This window comes from Rugamonas fusca, from assembly GCF_014042365.1.
Lineage (GTDB): Bacteria > Pseudomonadota > Gammaproteobacteria > Burkholderiales > Burkholderiaceae_D > Rugamonas > Rugamonas fusca.
The window spans coordinates 91706-111038 of the sequence record NZ_JACEZS010000005.1 but is presented as its reverse complement, the minus strand read 5'-3'; the positions used below and the strand labels follow the sequence as shown (position 1 = coordinate 111038).

The 19333-nt window shown below is 65.0% G+C and carries 19 protein-coding genes; 6 read left to right on the top strand and 13 right to left on the bottom strand.

Annotated elements, in window-relative coordinates; genetic code table 11:
• Positions 1-50: 50 nt before the first annotated feature.
• Genes trmD through rpsP form a run of 3 tightly spaced genes read right to left on the bottom strand, consistent with a single transcriptional unit; the run spans position 51 to position 1674 of the window.
• Positions 51-797 (bottom strand): tRNA (guanosine(37)-N1)-methyltransferase TrmD, encoded by a 747-nt coding sequence (trmD, locus tag H3H36_RS08045; RefSeq protein WP_182216072.1) that lies wholly within the window; start codon positions 795-797, stop codon positions 51-53.
• A 50-nt stretch (positions 798-847) separates the two neighbouring features.
• A complete protein-coding gene (rimM, locus tag H3H36_RS08040; RefSeq protein WP_220459684.1) occupies positions 848-1411 on the bottom strand; it encodes a ribosome maturation factor RimM in 564 nt (187 codons plus the stop codon).
• A 14-nt stretch (positions 1412-1425) separates the two neighbouring features.
• Positions 1426-1674 (bottom strand): 30S ribosomal protein S16, encoded by a 249-nt coding sequence (gene rpsP / locus H3H36_RS08035; protein ID WP_182216071.1) that lies wholly within the window; start codon positions 1672-1674, stop codon positions 1426-1428.
• A gap of 223 nt (positions 1675-1897) precedes the next feature.
• On the opposite strand from rpsP, the gene H3H36_RS08030 reads away from it, so the two are divergent.
• Both H3H36_RS08030 and H3H36_RS08025 read left to right on the top strand, forming a co-directional pair.
• Complete coding sequence (locus H3H36_RS08030; RefSeq protein WP_182216070.1) at positions 1898-2335, top strand: TM2 domain-containing protein; 438 nt, start codon at positions 1898-1900, stop codon at positions 2333-2335.
• A gap of 22 nt (positions 2336-2357) precedes the next feature.
• A complete protein-coding gene (locus H3H36_RS08025) occupies positions 2358-2960 on the top strand; it encodes an outer membrane lipoprotein (RefSeq protein ID WP_182216069.1) in 603 nt (200 codons plus the stop codon).
• Positions 2961-3036: 76 nt separating this feature from the next.
• On the opposite strand, the gene H3H36_RS08020 is transcribed toward H3H36_RS08025, so the two are convergent.
• Together H3H36_RS08020 and H3H36_RS08015 are read right to left on the bottom strand one after the other, a co-directional pair.
• Positions 3037-3846 (bottom strand): c-type cytochrome, encoded by an 810-nt coding sequence (locus tag H3H36_RS08020; protein ID WP_182216068.1) that lies wholly within the window; start codon positions 3844-3846, stop codon positions 3037-3039.
• A gap of 136 nt (positions 3847-3982) precedes the next feature.
• On the bottom strand, positions 3983-4714 hold the full coding sequence (locus H3H36_RS08015) for a metallophosphoesterase family protein (protein WP_182216067.1): 732 nt from the start codon (positions 4712-4714) through the stop codon (positions 3983-3985).
• A gap of 263 nt (positions 4715-4977) precedes the next feature.
• Here H3H36_RS08015 and H3H36_RS08010 point away from each other — a divergent pair, with 263 nt between their 5' ends.
• The 3 genes from H3H36_RS08010 to lnt are packed head-to-tail and all read left to right on the top strand — an operon-like array spanning position 4978 to position 9268.
• Entirely contained in the window at positions 4978-6066 is a 1089-nt protein-coding gene (locus H3H36_RS08010; RefSeq protein ID WP_182216066.1) for an SGNH/GDSL hydrolase family protein, read from the top strand.
• 36 nt (positions 6067-6102) lie between these two features.
• A complete protein-coding gene (locus H3H36_RS08005; protein ID WP_229219809.1) occupies positions 6103-6792 on the top strand; it encodes a hypothetical protein in 690 nt (229 codons plus the stop codon).
• A 4-nt stretch (positions 6793-6796) separates the two neighbouring features.
• On the top strand, positions 6797-9268 hold the full coding sequence (gene lnt, locus H3H36_RS08000) for an apolipoprotein N-acyltransferase (protein WP_229219808.1): 2472 nt from the start codon (positions 6797-6799) through the stop codon (positions 9266-9268).
• A 158-nt stretch (positions 9269-9426) separates the two neighbouring features.
• Here lnt and H3H36_RS07995 read toward each other — a convergent pair whose 3' ends face one another.
• From H3H36_RS07995 to H3H36_RS07960, 8 genes are all read right to left on the bottom strand, one after another.
• On the bottom strand, positions 9427-11217 hold the full coding sequence (locus H3H36_RS07995) for an acyl-CoA dehydrogenase (RefSeq protein WP_182216065.1): 1791 nt from the start codon (positions 11215-11217) through the stop codon (positions 9427-9429).
• Between the two features lie 87 nt (positions 11218-11304).
• Entirely contained in the window at positions 11305-12237 is a 933-nt protein-coding gene (locus H3H36_RS07990) for an electron transfer flavoprotein subunit alpha/FixB family protein (protein ID WP_182216064.1), read from the bottom strand.
• A gap of 36 nt (positions 12238-12273) precedes the next feature.
• Positions 12274-13023, bottom strand: coding sequence for an electron transfer flavoprotein subunit beta/FixA family protein (locus tag H3H36_RS07985; RefSeq protein ID WP_182216062.1), 750 nt, complete (start codon positions 13021-13023; stop codon positions 12274-12276).
• Between the two features lie 208 nt (positions 13024-13231).
• The gene (locus tag H3H36_RS07980) at positions 13232-13459 is read right to left on the bottom strand and encodes a sulfurtransferase TusA family protein (protein ID WP_182156115.1); all 228 of its coding nucleotides are present in this window, start codon (positions 13457-13459) and stop codon (positions 13232-13234) included.
• Between the two features lie 192 nt (positions 13460-13651).
• Positions 13652-16261, bottom strand: a complete 2610-nt coding sequence (gene alaS / locus H3H36_RS07975; RefSeq protein WP_182216060.1) for an alanine--tRNA ligase — start codon at positions 16259-16261, stop codon at positions 13652-13654.
• 112 nt (positions 16262-16373) lie between these two features.
• Positions 16374-17126, bottom strand: a complete 753-nt coding sequence (ugpQ, locus tag H3H36_RS07970; protein ID WP_182216058.1) for a glycerophosphodiester phosphodiesterase — start codon at positions 17124-17126, stop codon at positions 16374-16376.
• Positions 17127-17269: 143 nt separating this feature from the next.
• Positions 17270-17596: a hypothetical protein gene (locus tag H3H36_RS07965; protein ID WP_182216056.1), complete on the bottom strand. Its 327-nt coding sequence runs from the start codon at positions 17594-17596 to the stop codon at positions 17270-17272.
• Positions 17597-17725: 129 nt separating this feature from the next.
• Positions 17726-18517, bottom strand: coding sequence for a DUF1223 domain-containing protein (locus H3H36_RS07960; RefSeq protein WP_182216053.1), 792 nt, complete (start codon positions 18515-18517; stop codon positions 17726-17728).
• A gap of 410 nt (positions 18518-18927) precedes the next feature.
• Here H3H36_RS07960 and H3H36_RS07955 point away from each other — a divergent pair, with 410 nt between their 5' ends.
• Positions 18928-19323: a hypothetical protein gene (locus tag H3H36_RS07955; protein WP_182216051.1), complete on the top strand. Its 396-nt coding sequence runs from the start codon at positions 18928-18930 to the stop codon at positions 19321-19323.
• The last annotated feature ends 10 nt before the right edge of the window (positions 19324-19333 follow it).

The window sequence follows — 19333 nt, the reverse complement described above, 5'->3', positions numbered from 1 at the left end:
ATGCGGGCAACATGCCCGCTAGCTACTTGCTACTACTTACTACTGCAGGTTTACAAACCTGCCAAAAACTGTTCGTCCTGCTTGCTCAGCAATCCTGCCGCGCGCGCGCGGACCAGCAATTCGGGGCGCTTGCGCGCCGTCGCCTCCAGCATGCGCTGGCGGCGCCATTTTTCGATCTCGGCGTGATTGCCGCCCAACAGCACGGCGGGCACCGTCACGCCTTCATACGTTTCCGGCCGCGTGTAATGCGGCGAATCGAGCAAGCCATTGACGAAGCTGTCCTCGACGGCCGACGCGTCCGTGTTGAGCACGCCGGGCAACTGGCGCACCACGGCATCCATCAGGGCCATGGCCGGCAACTCGCCACCGGACAGCACGAAGTCGCCCAGGCTGATCTCCTCATCGACGCAACGGTCGATCAGGCGCTGGTCGACCGCCTCGTAGCGGCCGCACAGGATCACCAGACCCGGCTCGGCTTTGAGCTGCATGACGCGCTCGTGCGTCAACGGCTTGCCCTGGGGCGACATGAACACCACGCGCGGCGCGGGCAGGCCGGCATCGGTCTGGCGCTGCCTGGCGGCGTTGATGGTCGCTTCCAGGGGTTTGGCCAGCATCACCATGCCGGGGCCGCCGCCATAGGGGCGGTCATCCACGGTGCGGTGATTGTCGGTCGTGAAATCACGGGGATTCCACAACGTCAGGCCCCACTTCTGTTGTTCAAACGCGCGCCGGGTCACGCCCGACTGCGTCAGCGCGGCAAACATTTCGGGGAACAGGGTCACGACATCAAATTGCATGGACCGTCCCTTCCGACTGTACCGTATGTACCGTATTGCACAGGTGAGTCTTAATAGTCCAGGCCCCAGTCGACGGTGATGCGCTTGGCGGCCTTGTCCACCGTGATCACATAGTGATCGACAAATGGAATCAGGCGCTCTTGCGCCGCTTCATCGTCGGGAGCGCTGTCGGCGGCGGTGGCCGGCGTGATGCGCAAGATCGACTGCGGACCATTGCTCATCATGTCGGTGACCTGCCCCAGGTGCTCACCCTGCAAGTTCACTACTTCCAAGCCGATCAGATCGGCCCAGTAAAATTCGTCGGTCGACAAGGCCGGGAAACGACTGCGCGGCACCGAGACGGCAGCGCCCTTGAGCGCTTCGGCCACGTTGCGATCGCTCACTCCCACCAACTGGGCAACGACGTCGCCGCCATGCAGTTTGACCTGCTTGACGTCCACGTCATGCACATTCGGCTTGTCGAGCCACCAGGTTTTCACCTTCAGCAATGCATCCGCATCTTCCGAGAAAGGTCTTACCCTCACCCAGCCAGCAACGCCATACGCGCCGTAGACAAAGCCCACTTGCGCCAAGTCGTCGGGGACTTTCACCCCGGATGCATGCTTATCGGTCAAACCAGAAACCAGACTTAGGCTGCTTTGTTAGCGGCAGCGACCAGACGGGCCACGGCAGGCGACAGTTGCGCGCCCACGGACTCCCAGTGCGCCAGGCGGTCAGCGGTAATGCGGAACGGCACTTCGCCACCAGCTGCCATCGGATTGTAGAAACCGATGCGCTCGATGAAACGGCCATCGCGACGATTGCGCGAGTCGGTTGCAACGATGTTGTAGAACGGACGCTTCTTGGCGCCTCCACGAGCTAAACGAATAACGACCATAATATTTCCAAAAAGTGTGCTGAGACGGAAAAAGCCGCAAATTATAGCGCGCCTTGCCACGTAGCAGCAAGCATTAATGCACATAATTGGGCGGGTTGGGGCAATCGATGATTATCCCCCGTTCCGGCGAACTGGGCAAGTGCCACGCGATCTCAAAAAAGATCCGCCGGGGGCCGTATTATGACCGATACTGCGTGCTTTCCCGCAATTTGTTAGCAAACCCATGGCCAATTTGCATCAAACGCAACACCATCCCCACAAGAACAAGACCGTGGCCACGCTGCTGGCCAGCGTGCTGGGCGGACTGGGCGGGCACCGGCTCTACCTGCGCGGCGCGCGCGACCGCTGGCTGTGGGTCCACCTGGCCAGCGTGCCGGCCGCCGCCGTGGTCGCGGCCGCCGCACCAGGCGCCGACTGGTTCTACAAGATCTTGCCGCTGGTGATCTCGGCGCTGGTTGGATTCCTCGAAGCGCTGGTGCTGGGCCTGATGCCGGACGAGAAATGGGATGCGCTCTACAACGCCCAATCGGGCCGGCAATCGGCCTCCCACTGGCCGCTGGCCCTGCTGCTGGTCCTCACCCTGATGGTGGGCGCAGGCATGCTCATCGCAACAATTTCCCGCCTGTTTGACTTGCTGTACACTGGCGGTGCGTATGGCTGATAAATAACTTTAGGAGAACACCATGACGAGTCGTCCCCTGATCCTGGCCCTGAGCCTGGCTGGCCTGATGAGCAGCGCCTGGGCCCAGGCGCCCGTGAGCGCGAAAGAACAGTACGCGATCGACAGCAAGCACGCTGCCACCCGCTACGCCGATGACAAGAAGCTGTGCTCCGAGGAGACTGATTCCAGCACCCGCATGCAATGCATGCGCGACGCCAAGTCCGAATACGACAAGAGCATCGCCCAGGCCAAGGCCGCGATGAAAGCCTCGCCCGCCAAGACTGGCGCCTGCATGAACGAGTGCGGCAAGGTGGTCAACGTCACCGTTACCGAAAAAGCCGGTGAAGGCAGCGCGCTGGGCCTGATCGCCGGCGGCGTGGCTGGCGCCCTGCTGGGCAACCAGGTGGGCAGCGGCCATGGCCGCGAACTGGCCACCGTGGCCGGCGCCGCCGGCGGCGCCTATGCGGGCAAGCAGATCGAGCAGAAAGCCAAGTCCACCAAGGTGTGGACCGTGGAAGTGCAATACAACAACGGCCAGCACGCCAGCTTCAACTTCGACCACGACCCCGGCCTGCTCGCTGGCGACCAGGTCCGCAACGCCAACGGCACCGTCGTGCGCAACTGAACACCCGCGGCGCGAAGACCGCACCGGCATCCCGGCAATGCCGTTCAGCGAGACTGAACGGCATTTTTTTTGGATGTCAGTTGCGGGCATCCTTCGGCCGGTCGCCCTTGGGCCAGTCCTTGGCCTTGCCGGCATAGACGGGACGTGGCTGGTGGGTGAAATATTCCGCCACATCGACCGCGTCCTGATCCGACAGCGTGCCACCCTGCCCCAACGGCATGTTGTACTTGACGAAGGCAGCCGCCGTGTAAGTGCGCGCCATGCCGGCGCCGTCATTGAACGAAGCCGGCCCCCACAGCGGCGGGAACGCATAGGCGGCGCCGTTCTTCAAGCCTTCGCCGCTGGCGCCATGACAACTGGCGCATTTCTCCCCATAGACCTGCTTGCCGTGCGTGCTGTCGGGCACCAGCTTCTGGTCGATCGGGCCGAAGCCGCGGCCCTTGACGCTGACGCCCGTCGGCACCCCGGCCGACAGCCATTGCATGTAGGCGAGGATGTTGTTCATCTCGTCGGAATTGAAGGCCAGCGGCTTGCCATTCATGGACCGCTCAAAGCAATCGTTGACGCGCTCCTGCAAGGAAATCAGGCGCCCGCTGCGCGCGCGGTATTCGGGGAACACGCCCCAGATACCCACCCATGGCGAAGCTTGCGCAATGGTGCCTCCCGTCATGTGGCAATTGGTGCAAGTGAGGCCATTACCCACGTTGCCGGGCAAACGCTGGTGGGTTTCACTCAACAGCAGCTTGCCGGCCGCGATGGCCGCGCCGCGCGGCCCCGATGGCATGCTCGCTTCCGATGGCGGCTTGAGCTCCGGCGCCGTCTGCGCACTGGCTGCACCGGCAGCCCACAGGGCGGCGAAAAGTATCGAACAACGCTGCGGCTTCATGTTGATCCCTCCTGGTGGATGGCCCGCCCTGGCCGGCGAGCGATGCAATCATTCTAGACCTGCCGGCGACTACATCCCTCGCAATTGTGGCGGCGGCTTGATTCCGTGGCCGTTCCCCGCTTCTTTCCCGGTTTCTTCATACGTAGCCGGTGGCCAGTGCGCGTGCCCAGTCCGTGCGGCCGTTGCGGCGCGCCAGGTCGGCCATGGCCGCGTGGCCGTACGGCACGGCGATCAAGTCGCACTGCCAGCCGCCATCGGCCTGTTCCACGATGGCGTAACGGGCGTCCGGCGAGCCATTCTGGATCACGTGGAAACAGGGGCGATGGTCGTCGTAGGCCGGCAAGCCCACGCTGCCCGGATTGACGATCAGCTGGCCCGTCGCCGAGCGCATGGCCCGTGGCACGTGGGTGTGGCCGCACACGATCAGCTCGGCGTCGCAGCCGGCCAGCCGGTCGTCGATCTCGGCCAGCGTGGCGGCCCGCACATGGGTGGGCTCGACGGACTCCAGGAAGTATTCGAAATCGCTGCGCGGCGTGCCATGGCACAGTTGCACTTGCGCGTCGAGCCGCAAGGCCGGCTCCAGCGTGGCCAGCCAGTCCAGCTCCGCCTGCCCCAGTTGGGCAAAAGCGAACGCATCCGACGCTTCGCGCCCGCGCGGCGTGCGCAACTGGCGCTCGTGGTTGCCCCCCAGGTGGATCCAGTCCCGCCGCGCCATCAGGAACTGGGCCGTCTCCTGCGGCAGCAAGGGGCCGGACACGCAATCGCCCAGGTTGATCACCCGGTCCACGCCGCGCCGCGCAATGTCGCGCACCACCGCCTGCAGGGCCGGCAAATTGCCGTGAATATCGGAAACGATGGCATAACGCATGGCGCAATCTCCCGTGCGGAAAAGGAGTCCCAGTGTAGCGCACCAGCGCCAGTTGTCGCATCGGCAAAAAAAAGGTGCCGGACGAAAAAACTGGCCACTTCGACAGTATTGTGAAAATACAACAAATTAATTTACATGCAGATTTTTCGCTGAATTACGAGCGCATGCTCGGTTTTTACACTTGATTTTGCAATACATTTAAGCGTAGTCCGCATTCCACAGAGACGCAGTCCACACATATAACCACACCAAGGAGACACTGCATGCCTACCCGTATTCGCCACTCGCTACGCACCCTGCTACCCCTGCTCGCCCTGCTCGCCGCCGGCGCCGAAGCGTCGGCCAGCACCCTGAACCAGAACGCCTCGTGGACCATCGACCGCGCCAACACCAGCACCAAGTACCGCGTGGTGGCCTACGGCGATTCCATCTATGCCGGCTATAACGGCTCCATCACCAGCGCCGCCAAGTACTCGGCGCCGACGGTGGACGCGGAATACATGTCCGCCCTGTGGGGCGCCGACATCGAGAGCGTGCGCCGCACCAAGTCCGGCGCCGTCGCTTCGGACGTGTACAACAACAAGATCGTGGCCGAGCGTTCCTACATGCAGGCCAGCAGCACGCGCGTGGTGACGTTCGAAATGTGCGGCAACGATGGCCTGCAGGCGCGCACCAGCTTCAAGAGCCAGAGCGGCACCTGCGACTACACGGTGCTCGACAACGCCGAAGCGAGCTGCAAGACCTACGTGGCGGCGGCCATGGACTACATCAACGCCAACGCCTATCCCGGCGTGAAGCTGAAGGTGATCTCCAACCTGCACTACCCTGGCTACGCGGCCGACAACGTGCAAAGCTCGTGCACCGACGCCAGCACCGGCCAGACCGTCAAGATGCAGGACCGCTTCCTGCTCTCGCTGGCGCGCATGAACTACATGATGTGCGACACGGCGCGCCAGAAAGGCTTCACCTGCGCCGACAACTTCGCGCAGTACATGGGCGGCGACTATGACAGCAACGGCGACGGCCAGATCGACTCCGACGCGCTGCGCTACGTGGCCGGCGAGAGCCAGGACAGCTACGTGAACCGCATCACCACCGCGCTGCGCTCCACCATCCGCGACGCCAACACGCACTTCGTCTCGTCGGGCAGCAGCTACGACTACATCCAGTCCGACGACACCCACCCGACCTACACCGGCAGCACCATCACCTCCGGCCTGTTCGGCTCTACCACGGGCAGCGGCGCGCCGCGCTACACCTCCTTCACCGGCGGCAAGAGCCCGATCTGGAACCAGTACGGCCATGAACGCATGGGCTGGGCCGTCTCGACCTTCAATCCGGCGACGCCTTAAGCACCAGAGCCGGACTGGCTCCGACCAGCGTTGACGATGCCACGTCGAACCGCGCCGACACCGGCCGGCGCCCGCCGCAACGGCGCCGGCCGCGCGCGGCAGCATGCGCGCGGCCACTTCAACATTGCGCTCCTGCTTGCGGTGGCGGGCCTCGCCTTGCTGTGCGGGCTGTGGTGGTGGTCAGCTTCGTCGGCCGCGCCGGACGAGCATGGCGGCGATGCGGGCTCGCCCGCGCCGCCATCCGGCGCCGGCGCCAAGCCGGCCTGGCTGGCGGCCCTGCCGGGCATGTCGTCCGCGCCGGAGCCGGAGCAGGCGCGCGCCCCCGAAGGCGACGCCGATCCCACGCGCGACCTGAAAAGCTACATTCCCCGTGGCGCCAATCCCGGCATGGCCGAAGTGATCGAGCGCCTGCACGAGCGCGGCATCTTCAGCGGGCTCGGTGCGTTCTCGCCGCCCGGCACCCGCCCGCCGCTGGTCGGCCTGGCCGTACCCGAAGACTTCGCGCTGCCCCAAGGTTATGTGCGCCACCATCAGGTCACTGACGACGGCCAGAGCATCGAAGCGATCCTCATGTTCGCACCCGACTTCCAGCTGTACGACGCGAACAACCAGCCAGTCGCCATGCCCAAGGACCGCGTCGTTCCGCCGGAACTGGCGCCGCCCGGATTGCCGCAGCGGCGCATCACCCTCCCCGCACCACGAGAGCCGGCAAGACCCGGCCAATAGAGACATGACCCTGACCCTTCCTGAAAAAATGCGCGTGCCGGCGGCGATCCTCGCCAGCGCGCTGATGTCCGCCCTGTATGCGCGCGGCGGCGCCGGCTGGCTGCTCGGCTTCGTACTGCTGGCGCCCTGCCTGCGCGCGCTCGACACCTGCCCCACGGTCACACGCGCCCTGCTGCGCGGCTGGGCCATGACCATCGGCTACACGGCCGGCGCCTTCGCCTGGTTCGGCATCGCCTTCGGCCACTACACGCAGATCGGCGGCGCGGCCGGGCTGGCGATCCTGCTGCTGGCCGCGCCGCTGTTCCAGCCGCAGTTCCTCAGCTTCGCCCTGGTGCGCCACCTCACGCGCCAGCGCTACGGCGCCGCACCCGGCGCGCTGGCCGGCGCGGCGGCCTGGGTGGCGACGGAATGGTTGCTGCCCAAATTCCTCGGCGATACGCTGGGCTATGGCCTCTATCCCTCCGTGCCGCTGCGCCAGGGCGCCGCTGTGGTGGGCACGGCCGGCCTGACACTGCTGCTGTTACTGGCCAACGAAGGCGTGGCGGCCGCAATGGCGCTGCGCACGGCGGGCCTGCGCGCCAGCGCCCGCCCGCTGGCGCTGGCCGCGCTGGCGCCGCTGCTGCTGGCCGGCCATGGCCAGTTCGCGCTGTCGTCCAGCCCCGCGCCGGACGGCAAGCCGTTGCGCGTGGGCCTGATCCAGTCCAACATCATCGACTACGAACGCCAGCGCCAGGAAAAAGGCACGGCGGCCTTCGTGCGCGAAGTGCTCGATACCCACTACGCGATGAGCTACGACGCCGTCGAGCGCCAGCACGTGGACGCGGTGCTGTGGTCGGAAACCGTCTACCCCACCACCTTCGGCCATCCGAAAAGCGCGGCCGGCGCGGCGCTCGATCGCGAGATCGTCGGCATCGTCAACGCGGCCGGCGTGCCGTTCGTGTTCGGCACCTACGACCGCGACGGCGCCGGCGAATACAACGCGGCCGCCTTCGTGCAACCGGGCGCCGGCCTGCTGGGCTTCTACCGCAAGACGCGCCTGTTCCCGTTCACGGAATACGTGCCCGCATGGCTGGACGGCCCGCTGCTGCGGCGTTTGCTGCCGTGGACCGGCAACTGGCAGCCCGGTAATGGCGCGCGCGTACTGCCGCTGCGGCTGGCCGATGGCCGCGAGATTCCCGTGCAGCCGCTGATCTGCTTCGACGACATGGATACCAGTCTCGCCATCGACGGCGTGCGCCTGGGCGCGCAAGCCATCCTCACCATGTCCAACGATTCCTGGTTCACGGCCGATCCGCTGGGCGCGCGATTGCACCAGGCGGCGGCCGCGTTCCGCAGCATCGAGACGCGGCTGCCGCAATTTCGCGTCACCAGCAACGGCTACAGCGGCGTGATCGACGCTACCGGCGCCATCCTCGCGGGCACGCGCATGGGTGAGCAGACGCTGGTAGTGGGCGCCCTGCCCGTACGCGCGCCCGCGCCCACGTTGATCGTGCGCTGGGGCGACTGGGTAGGCCGCATGGCGGCGGCATCGCTGGTGCTGCTGGGCGTGATGTCAGCCTTCCCGGCGTGGCGCACGACGCATGCGGGTGAAACGGCGGCCGAAGCGCCAGCCATCAGCCTGGCGGCGGCCTTGCCGGCCAGGGTAGCCGTACTGTCGCCAGCCACGCGCTTGCTGGCGGGCCTGTTGCGCACGTTTGCGCGCGGCAGCCTGCTGTGGATGTGCCTCGCCCTGCTGCTCAACGAGGCGCTGCGCACCAACACGCTGGCGCAGATCCGTCTGTTCTCGAGCATGTTCCTGCTGCCGGAAGCGGCCGCGTGGTGCGTGCTGGCCTTATGCTCAGCCCAGGCCATGGTCGTCGATGGCAAGCTGGCGCTCACACGCGGCGGGCGCCGGCGCGAACTGAAACTGAGCGAGATCGCGGAAGTGCAACTGTGGCGCCTGCCCATCCCCGGGCCCGGCCTGTCGCTGCGATTGCATACGGGCCGGCGCTGGCGCTACGGCCTGGCGCTGACCAATGCCGATGCGCGCGCCGCCGCGCGGGCCGCCACCGCGGGCCGCCCGGTTCAACAGAGCCTGCGCGCCGTGCCGCAGGTGTATGCGCAAACCAGCCTGGCGATCCGCCGTTCGCGGCTCGACCATCCGCTGCCCAAGTATATTTTGCTGCCGCTGGCGCTGGCGCTGCCGGCCTTCCACCTGTACCAGCACATCGCCTACGGCAGCGCGTTCGGCGAGTACTACAGTTTCGGCTTGAAAGCCTACCTGAGCGCGTTCGCCCTGTGGTGGGCTGCATGGTCGATTGGTGTCGTGTTGACTGAGACATTGGTGCGGGCAGCGATCAGCATCGCCACCTTGCTGGCGGCGCTGCTGCGCCCCGCGCGCGCGATCGCCATCCGGCGCTGGCTGGAACGGGCCGGCCACGTGGCGCTCTACCTGGGCATGCCGGGCTGGCTGCTGCTGACCATCTACCGCGCATAAAAAAAAGGACGTAACACAGTTGAATACCGTGTTACGTCCTCATTTGCCACCCAGCAAAACCGTGTTACGTCCCCGATTTTGCTGGGCAGAAAAATCGGGGACGTAACACGGTTTTTCCTGCGGCCATGTTGTGCCCCGATTCTTCGTTGTGGCGATGCTTAGAACTGGTCTTCCGTCAGTGCCAGCACGCCGGCGCTGCCTTCCACGATGGCGCTGCGCAGGCCGGAAGCTTGCGACAGGATGTGGTCGGCGAAGAAGCGCGCGGTGACGATCTTGGCCTGGTAGAAGCTGGCGTCGCCTTCGTTGGCGTCCAGTTTCTGCTTGGCGATCAGCGCGGCGCGCGCCATCTGCCAGCCCGCCACCACGATGCCGGCCAGCTTCAGGTACAGCACGCTGCCAGCGAACACGCCCTTGATGTCGCTCTTCATGTTGGCGACCACGTAGTCAACCACGGCTTCCAGGTCCTTGCTGCCAGCCGCCAGGTGCTTGGCGATGGCCTGGAATTCCGCGCCGCCCTGCGCCGTCAGTTGCGCTTCCGTGGCGCGGATCTGGGCGATGATGGCCTTGGCCACGGCGCCGCCGTCACGCACGGTCTTGCGGCCCACCAGGTCGTTGGCCTGGATGGCGGTGGTGCCTTCGTAGATGGTCAGGATCTTGACGTCGCGGTAGTGCTGGGCAGCGCCCGTCTCCTCGATGAAGCCCATGCCGCCGTGCACTTGCACGCCGTCGCGGGTCACGTCCTGCGCCATCTCCGTCGACCAGCCCTTGATCAGCGGGACCAGGAATTCGTAGGTGGCCAGGTTGGCGGCGCGCACGGCCGCATCCGGGTGGGTGTGGGCGATGTCGCTCAGGCCCGCGCCCACGTAGGCCAGCGCGCGCGCCGCCTCGATCTGGGAGCGCATCGACATCAGCATGCGGCGCACGTCCGGATGGTGGATGATCGAAACTGGACCGGCCGAACCGGCCAGGTCGCGCGACTGCACGCGGTCCTTGGCGAAGGCCACGGCGCGCTGGTACGAGCGCTCGGCCACGCCGATGCCCTGCAGGCCGACGCCGAAGCGGGCCGCGTTCATCATGATGAACATGTATTCCAGGCCGCGGTTCTCTTCGCCCACCAGGGTGCCGATGGCGCCGCCGTGGTCGCCGAATTGCAGCACGGCCGTGGGGCTGGCCTTGATGCCCAGCTTGTGCTCGATCGACACGCAGTGCGCGTCGTTGCGCGCGCCCAGCGAACCGTCGGCGTTGACCAGGAACTTGGGCACGATGAACAGCGAGATGCCTTTCACGCCCGGTGGCGCGTCCGGCGTGCGGGCCAGCACCAGGTGGATGATGTTCTCGGCCATGTCGTGCTCACCGTAGGTGATGAAGATCTTGGTGCCGAAAATCTTGTAGGTGCCGTCGCCTTGCGGCACGGCACGGCTGCGCACGGCGGCCAGGTCGGAACCGGCTTGCGGCTCGGTCAGGTTCATGGTGCCGGTCCATTTGCCCGACACCAGGTTTTCCAGGTAGATGGCTTTCTGCTCATCGCTGCCGGCCGTCAGCAGCGCTTCGATGGCGCCATCGGTCAGCAGCGGGCACAGGGCGAACGACACGTTCGACGAATTCAGCATCTCGATGCAAGGGGTCGCCAGCAGCTTGGGCAGGCCCTGGCCGCCGAATTCCACCGGGTGCTGCACGCCTTGCCAGCCGGCTTCGGCGAAGGCCTTGAAGGCTTCCTTGAAACCTTTGGAGGTCGTGACCTGGCCATCGTGCCAGTAGCTGGGCTCTTTGTCGGCGGGATTGTTCAGGGGGGCGACCACGTTGGCGCAGAACTTCGCGTTCTCTTCCAGCACGGCTTCGGCCGTGTCCGGGGTGGCGTCTTCATTGCCGGGCAGTGCGTTCACGGCGGCCAGGTCGGCCAGTTCGTTCATCACGAACAGCATGTCTTTTACGGGGGCTTGATACGGCATTCTCTATTCTCCAAGAAAAAAGCCACGTTGGACCGGCTATTGTGCCGGAACCAGCGTGGCTTGTAATTCAACTAGGCGCTAAACGGTTCAGCCCAGTTCTGCGACCAGTTGTGGTACCACTTCGAACAGGTCGCCCACGATGCCGTAGTCGGCCACCGAGAAGATCGGTGCTTCCGGATCCTTGTTGATGGCGACGATGGTCTTCGAGTCCTTCATACCAGCCAAGTGCTGGATGGCGCCCGAGATACCGACGGCGATGTACAGGGTAGGCGCGACGATCTTGCCGGTCTGGCCAACCTGCCAGTCGTTGGGCACGTAGCCTGCATCGACGGCGGCGCGCGAAGCACCCATGGCGGCGCCCAGCTTGTCGGCCAGCGGTTCCAGGATCTTGAACGCTTCGCCCGAGCCCATGCCACGGCCACCGGAGACGATGACTTTGGCGGCGGTCAGTTCAGGACGGTCCGACTTGGCCAGTTCGCGGCCCACGAAGGCCGACTTGCCCAGGTCGCCCACGGCGGCCACGGTTTCGGTGGCGGCCGAACCGCCGGTGGCGGCGGCGGCGTCGAAGCCGGTGGTACGCACGGTGATCACTTTGACCTTGTCGCCCGACTGCACGGTGGCGATGGCGTTACCGGCGTAGATGGGACGCTCGAAGGTGTCGGGCGAATCGACCTTGGTGATTTCCGAAATCTGGGCCACGTCCAGCTTGGCGGCCACGCGCGGGGCGATGTTCTTGCCGTAGGCGGTGGCGGGAGCCAGGATGTGGCTGTACGAACCGGCCAGGGCCAACACCTGCTCGGCCACGTTTTCGGCCAGGCCGTCGGCGAAGTGCGGCGCGTCGGCCAGGATCACTTTCGATACGCCGGCGATCTGCGCGGCGGCGGCGGCGGCAGCAGCGGCGTTGGCGCCGGCGACCAGGACGTGTACGTCACCACCGCACTGGGCGGCTGCGGTGACGGTGTGGTGGGTGCTGCCTTTCAGGCTAGCGTTGTCGTGTTCAGCGATAACTAATGCGACCATGATTCTTCCTCAAAAATGTGAACGGCCAGGCCGCGCTTAGATGACTTTGGCTTCGGTGCGCAGTTTTGCGACCAGGGTGGCGACGTCCGGAACCTTGATGCCGGCCGAACGCTTGGCTGGCTCGGCCACTTTCAGGGTCTTCAGACGCGGTGCCACGTCCACGCCCAGGTCTTCCGGCTTGACGGTGTCCAGCGGCTTCTTCTTGGCCTTCATGATGTTCGGCAGCGTCACATAGCGCGGCTCGTTCAGGCGCAGGTCGGTGGTGACGATCGCTGGCAGGGTCAGCGACAGGGTTTCCAGGCCGCCGTCCACTTCACGGGTCACGATGGCTTTGCCGTCTTCCAGCACCACTTTCGAGGCGAAGGTGGCTTGTGGCCAGCCCAGCAGGGCAGCCAGCATCTGGCCGGTCTGGTTGGAATCGTCGTCGATGGCTTGCTTGCCCAGGATGATCAGTTGTGGCTGTTCCTTGTCGGCCAGCGCCTTGAGCAGCTTGGCCACGCCCAGCGGTTCCAGCTCAACGCCCGTCTCCACCAGGATGCCGCGGTCAGCGCCGATGGCCATGCCGGTACGCAGGGTTTCCTGGCACTGGGTCACGCCGCACGACACGGCCACCACTTCGGTGACTTTGCCCGCTTCCTTCAGGCGCACGGCCTCTTCGATAGCGATCTCGTCGAATGGGTTCATCGACATTTTGACGTTGGCGATATCGACGCCGCTGCCGTCGGACTTGACGCGCACTTTGACGTTGTAGTCGACCACGCGTTTGACGGGTACCAAGACTTTCATAGCTGTGCCTTTGGGAAAAATAAAGAGTAACGGAACCTAAGTAGGGGAAGATTATATGAGAAATTTTCCGCCTACAAGAAATTTAAGCACGATCGTGCGATTTTTTGTTAGTGCAAAACACCTAAAAAAGACATTTACTGCCAAAACATTTCCAGGGGAGTAAGCACCGGGACGGGATTGCTGCCCCGGTTGCATAGGATACAAGGAATTACTTACGGCGCATCAAGAACACGAATTCCCGGCCATTCTGCACATGCGACAGCAAGGCGTTGCCGGTCTGCTTGGCGAAAGCCTGGAAATCCCGCACCGAACCAGGATCAGTCGCCATGATACGCAAAACTTCACCACTTTGCAGCTCGGCCAGTGCCTTCTTGGCTTTCAGGATCGGCAGCGGGCAATTGAGGCCCCGCGCGTCGAGCTCTTTGTGAAATTCCATGATTTCGTTGTCAAGTAGTGTGTCTGTCATCGCGATCCCGCTTCCAAATGTTCCGCTGGTTTCAGACATACTACCCCAAAATAGTGCGTTTGACGCGCTGCACCAAAATAGTTCATATATCGTTGTATGCTCACAACGAGAAATTCAGCGTGGTAACGGCCTGCACCGGGGCGCAGGCCGCACAGGCGCTTATTATGCCCGTTGTGCCACCCATGCTGCAACGCCCGCAAGCGCACCCGGCAGCGCCGCAGCATCCGTACCACCCGCCTGCGCCATATCGGGGCGTCCGCCACCCTTGCCGCCCACCTGCTGGGCCACAAAGTTGACCAGCTCGCCCGCCTTGACCTTGGACGTGGCGTCGGCCGTCACGCCGGCGATCAGGCTGACCTTGCCGTCGGCCACGCTGGCCAGCACGATGGCGGCCGTCTTCAGCTTGTCCTTGAGCTTGTCCATGGTTTCGCGCAGGCCGGCCACGTCGGCGCCTTCCAGGGTCGCGGCCAGCACCTTGATGCCATTCACGTCCACGGCCTGGGTGGCCAGTTCATCGCCCTGGCCGGCGGCCAGTTTCGATTTCAGGGCCGCCAGTTCCTTCTCCAGCGCCTTGGCGTTGTCCTGCATCTGCACGATGCGGGCCGTCAGTTCGTCCGGGGTCGCCTTCAGGGCTGCCGCTGCCTCCAGCAGGCGGCGGTTCATCGCTTGCACCAATGCCAGCGCGCCCTCGCCCGTCACCGCCTCGATACGGCGGATACCGGCCGCCACGCCGCCTTCGGCGACGATCTTGAACAGGCCGATGTCGCCGGTGCGGTGCACGTGCACGCCGCCGCACAGTTCCTTGGACGAGCCGATGTCCATCACCCGCACCACATCGCCGTACTTCTCGCCGAACAGCGCCATGGCGCCATGCTTGACGGCGTCGTCGAACGACATATTGTGCGACTGGGTGGCCACGTTGGCCAGGATTTCGCGGTTGACGATGGCTTCCACTTGCGCGATCTGCTCGGCCGTCACGGGCGCGTTGTGGCTGAAGTCGAAGCGGGCCTTGTCTGGATCAACCAGCGAGCCTTTCTGCGCCACGTGGGAACCGAGCACTTCGCGCAGGGCCTTGTGCATCAGGTGGGTGGCCGAGTGGTTGCGGATGGTGCGGCCGCGCAGGTGCTGGTCCACTTCCGCGCCCACGGCGTCGCCCACTTTCAGCACGCCGGAAGCGAGCACGCCGTGGTGGCCGAACACGTCCGCCTGGATCTTGAGCGTGTCTTCCACTTCGAACCTGGCGGTGGCGCCCTGGATCAGGCCCTGGTCGCCCACCTGGCCGCCCGACTCGGCGTAGAACGGCGTGGTGTCGAGCACCACGATGCCCTGCTCGCCGGCCTTCAGTTCCGTCACTGGCGCGCCGTTGGCGTACAGCGCGATCACTTTCGAGTTGTGCTGCAACTGGTCGTAGCCGACGAACTTGTTCTTCTCGCCGCTGTATTCGACGTTGGCGGCCATCTTGAACTTGCCGGCCGCGCGCGCGATCTTCTTCTGGTTTTCCATCGCCGCGTGGAAGCCTTCCTCATCCAGCGTCACGTTGCGTTCGCGGCAGATGTCGGCCGTCAGGTCCAGCGGGAAGCCGTAGGTGTCGTACAGCGTGAAGGCGGTGCCGCCGTCCAGGCGCGAAGCGTCCTTGGCCAGCTGCGCTTCCAGGATCTTCATGCCGTGTTCCAGCGTTTCGCCAAAGCGTTCTTCTTCGGCCTTCAGCGTCTGGGCCACGCGCTCCATGGCTTCCGTCAGTTCCGGATAGGCCGCGCCCATCTCGGTGTTGAGGTCGGCCACCAGCTTGTAGAAGAAGGGCTTGGCCTGGCCCAGCTTGTGGCCGTGGCGCAGCGCGCGGCGGATGATACGGCGCAGCACGTAGCCGTGGCCTTCCGAGCTCGGAATGATGCCGTCAACGATCAGGAAGGCGGCGGCGCGGATGTGGTCGGCAATCACGCGCAGCGATTTCGATTCCAGGTCGGTGGCGCCGGTTTCGCGCGCAGCGGCCTTGATCAGGTTCTGGAACAGGTCGATCTCGTAGTTGCTGTGCACGTGCTGCAGCACGGCGGCCAGGCGCTCCAGGCCCATGCCCGTGTCCACGCAAGGCTTGGGCAGCTTGTTCATGTTGCCCGCTTCGTCGCGGTTGAACTGCATGAACACCAGGTTCCAGATTTCGATGAAGCGGTCGCCGTCTTCCTCAGGCGAGCCCGGAGGACCACCCCAGATGTCCGGGCCGTGATCGTAGAAGATTTCCGTGCACGGGCCGCATGGGCCGATGTCGGCCATCTGCCAGAAGTTGTCCGACGCGTAGCGCGCACCCTTGTTGTCGCCGATGCGGATGATGCGCTCTTTCGGCACGCCGATCTCGTTGGCCCAGATGTCGTAGGCTTCGTCGTCCTCGAAGTAGACGGTGACGGTCAGCTTCTCGGCCGGCAGCAGGTAGACCTTGGTCAGCAGTTCCCATGCGTAGTGGATGGCGTCGCGCTTGAAATAGTCGCCGAAGCTGAAGTTACCCAGCATTTCGAAGAAGGTGTGGTGGCGCGCCGTGTAGCCCACGTTTTCCAGGTCGTTGTGCTTGCCGCCGGCGCGCACGCAGCGCTGCACGGTGGTCGCGCGCGAGTACGGGCGCGTGTCGAGGCCGAGGAACACGTCCTTGAATTGCACCATGCCGCTGTTGGTCAACAACATGGTCGGGTCGTTACCAGGCACCAATGGACTGGAACGGACGATAGCATGACCCTTGGATTCAAAAAACTTGAGGAATTTGTCGCGGATTTCAGATGATTTCATGTCGGTTGGCAGTGGTGGCTGGCATGTGCAAAGGGTTGATTATACGTGAAGAAATGGCCGGTAAATACCTGCCGGTGTAGGCGGCGGCCTCCAGGCGTGGCCGACGCGCCGCTCAAGCGAAGGCCGGGCCGATCAGGTCGATGCGGTCGGTGCAGAAGCCATCGACGCCCCAGGCCAGGATGTCGCGCGCCCGTTCCGGGGTGTTGACGGTGTAGCAAAATAGCCCCAGCCCCGTCTGTTTGACGGCCTGCGCCAGCGCCGGCGTCAGGTGCTGGTGGTTGGTGTGGATGGCAACGGCGTCCAGTGCGGCGGCCTGGCCTTGCCAGTCGGCGGGCAAGGTATCGAACAGGCAGCCGCGCGGCAGGGCCGGCACGGCGTCGCGCGCGGCGGCCAGCGCCGCCATGCTGAACGAGGACAGCAACGGCAGCCCGGCCGGGTCGCCAGCGGCCAGCGCAGCGGTGAACTTGTCGCGCGTGGCCTCGGCCACCCAGCGCCCCGTGGCCGCCTCGAACCCTTGCGCCGGTTTGATCTCGATGTTCATCCAGATCCGCTGCGCCTGGCAATATTCGACGAAGCCGGTGAAGGTCGGCACTGGCTCGCCCCGGAATTCCGGCCCGAACCAGCCGCCTGCATCCAGGCGCGCCAGGTCGGCCGCGTCCGTCGTGGGCACGCTGCCCAGGCCGGGCACGGTGCGGCCGAACTGCTCGTCATGCATGACCATGCCGATACCGTCGCGCGACAGCATGACGTCGAATTCCACGGCCCGGAAACCGTAGGCCAGCCCGCAGCGCAAGGCGGCGATGGTGTTTTCCGGCGCCAGCGTGCCGCCGCCCCGGTGCGCAACGATTCTAGGATAAGGCCACATGGCAAACGCCTCGCAAACGATGGTTGTTTCAACCTTACCATGCCTGCCTCGGACGCGGCGGAAAATGGCCGCGCCCCGTTCGCGCCCGCGGATATTATCGGAAGAAAATGCACCAAAAAGGTGCATTTTCTACACCACCGATGCTAGTGCAACTGATGCTTCAATGTCGACAATTCGTGGTGCATGTGGTTGACGGCGGTCTTCATTTGCGGCGTCAGGTCGGCGCCGCTGCTGCACACGCGCTTGGCGCGATCACCGAGCAGCTCCAGGTCGTTCACCATTTGGCGGATGCGGTTCTCGTCGTTGGACTGGAGCACGTCCTTCGCCATGTCGGCCTGCTTGTCCAGCCGTTCGATGCAATCGCGCAGTTCGCCCGGCACGTTGCGCTCGGCCGAACACGCTTGCGACGCTTGCCCGATCGCATGTTCCACACTGCTGAACCGCCGTTGAATCTCATTCGCTTGCAGCATGATGGTTCCCTCCAAAGTAGGTCGCGCGCACGATGCGCACGTCACCATTGGATGCGCTCGCGGGTGTCCCGGTTCCACTATGCCGCTTGAGCCAGCACAAGCGCGGCGAGGACGGCTTGCGCTATCGCGTCAGCCGCCGCACGCCGGCAAAGACAGTGCCTGCAGCACTTCGCCCCGCTCCGACTGCACGAACGCGCTCACACCCAGCCTGCCCGGCGCGGCGCCAGGCGGCAACGGCAGCGTGCGCGTGACGGTCGCCATGTTAATACCGGCTTTGTCGCCCGACGACAAAGGCACCGGCGCCAGCCACGTGCGCACCACATGGTCGTGACGCAGCAGGCGGCCGCTGTTTTCTCCGGCCGTCACCTTGCTGGCCAGCCCGCTTTCGACCAGCGCCACGAACAGCGTGCCGTCGCGGGCCGCGCTGGCGTTCACTTCCACCGGCAAGCCGGCCGCGCTGGCCTGCCCCAGCGAAATGCGGATATCGGCCTGCGCCGCCTGCGCGTTGATGCGCCTGACAGCAGCGGGCACACCGCCGGTCCAGCGCTCCACGCCGCCGCGCAGCTCCTGCCCCGCCACGAACAGTTCCGGCGTGTAGACCGTGCGCGAGCCGGCCAGCTTCGTCAGCCAGCGCTGGCGCGCACTGTACGCCGCCTGTGAGAACGGGTCTTTCCAGCCGATGTCGTTCCAGTAATCGACATGCAGCGCCAGCAGCACGGCCTGCTCCGGCGTAACGCCCGCCGCCCGCAAGCTGCCCATGTACTGGTCGGCCGGCGGACAACTGCTGCAACCTTCCGAGGTGTACAGCTCCAGCAGCGCGACCCGATGGCTGGGGCTGTGCTCGCTGCAACTGCCAGCGGCCAGCACGGGCGCGACGTTCAGCGCGGCGGCGGCGGTCAAGCCCAGGATCAACTGTTTCATGGCGCCTCCAATTTGTACGATATGTCCTCTTAGTCGGGCGGCCAAGGCCAACCTGACAGTACCTTGCAAATTGTTTCTACAAACGCAAAACATATCGAAAACTCAAGTTATCATGCCTGTCCGCTTCCATCCACTCCTATCGCATGGTCGACCTCGTAACGCGCGCTGCCCGCCGCTGGCCCGGCATGCTGCTGACAGCGCTCATTCACATCGCACTGATTTACGCCATGTGGCGCCAGTTGCCCGACCGCCCCGCCGAGCGGCGGCCGAATGACCGGCCAGCCATCCAGTGGCTGTTGCCGCTCGCGCCTCGGCCGGCACCGGCACGGCCTGTGCCGTCCACGCCCTCGCCCTCGCCAATCACGCCATTAATAAGCACGCAAGCGCCAGCCAGGCCCGGGGGCCCGCCTGTGGCGGCGCCAACCGCAACGCCCATCCAGCCGCAAGCGATCACCCCGCCCGAACAACCGCCGCCGGAGCCGGACTTCGGCCCGGCCCGCCCCAGCGCGGCCGACATCATGCGCCGCGCACAGCGTGACATCGCCGCCATCGACAAGCAATTGCGCAAGGAATATCCGACGCAGGATGTCGTGCCGCCGCCCGACAGCGTGCAGGCCCGGCTGACGCGCGGCATCAACGCCGCGCACGACGCCGTCGGCCCCAAGTGGTATGAAGGTGCGAGGATGGTGGAGCTGAGCCAGCCCGACAGCAAGACGCGCGTCTACAAGATCACGACGGCACTGGGCACCTATTGCTTCAGCCAGTACGAGGATGGGCGCAAGGCCTACACCAACTGCCCGCGCTAGCGCGGACCGC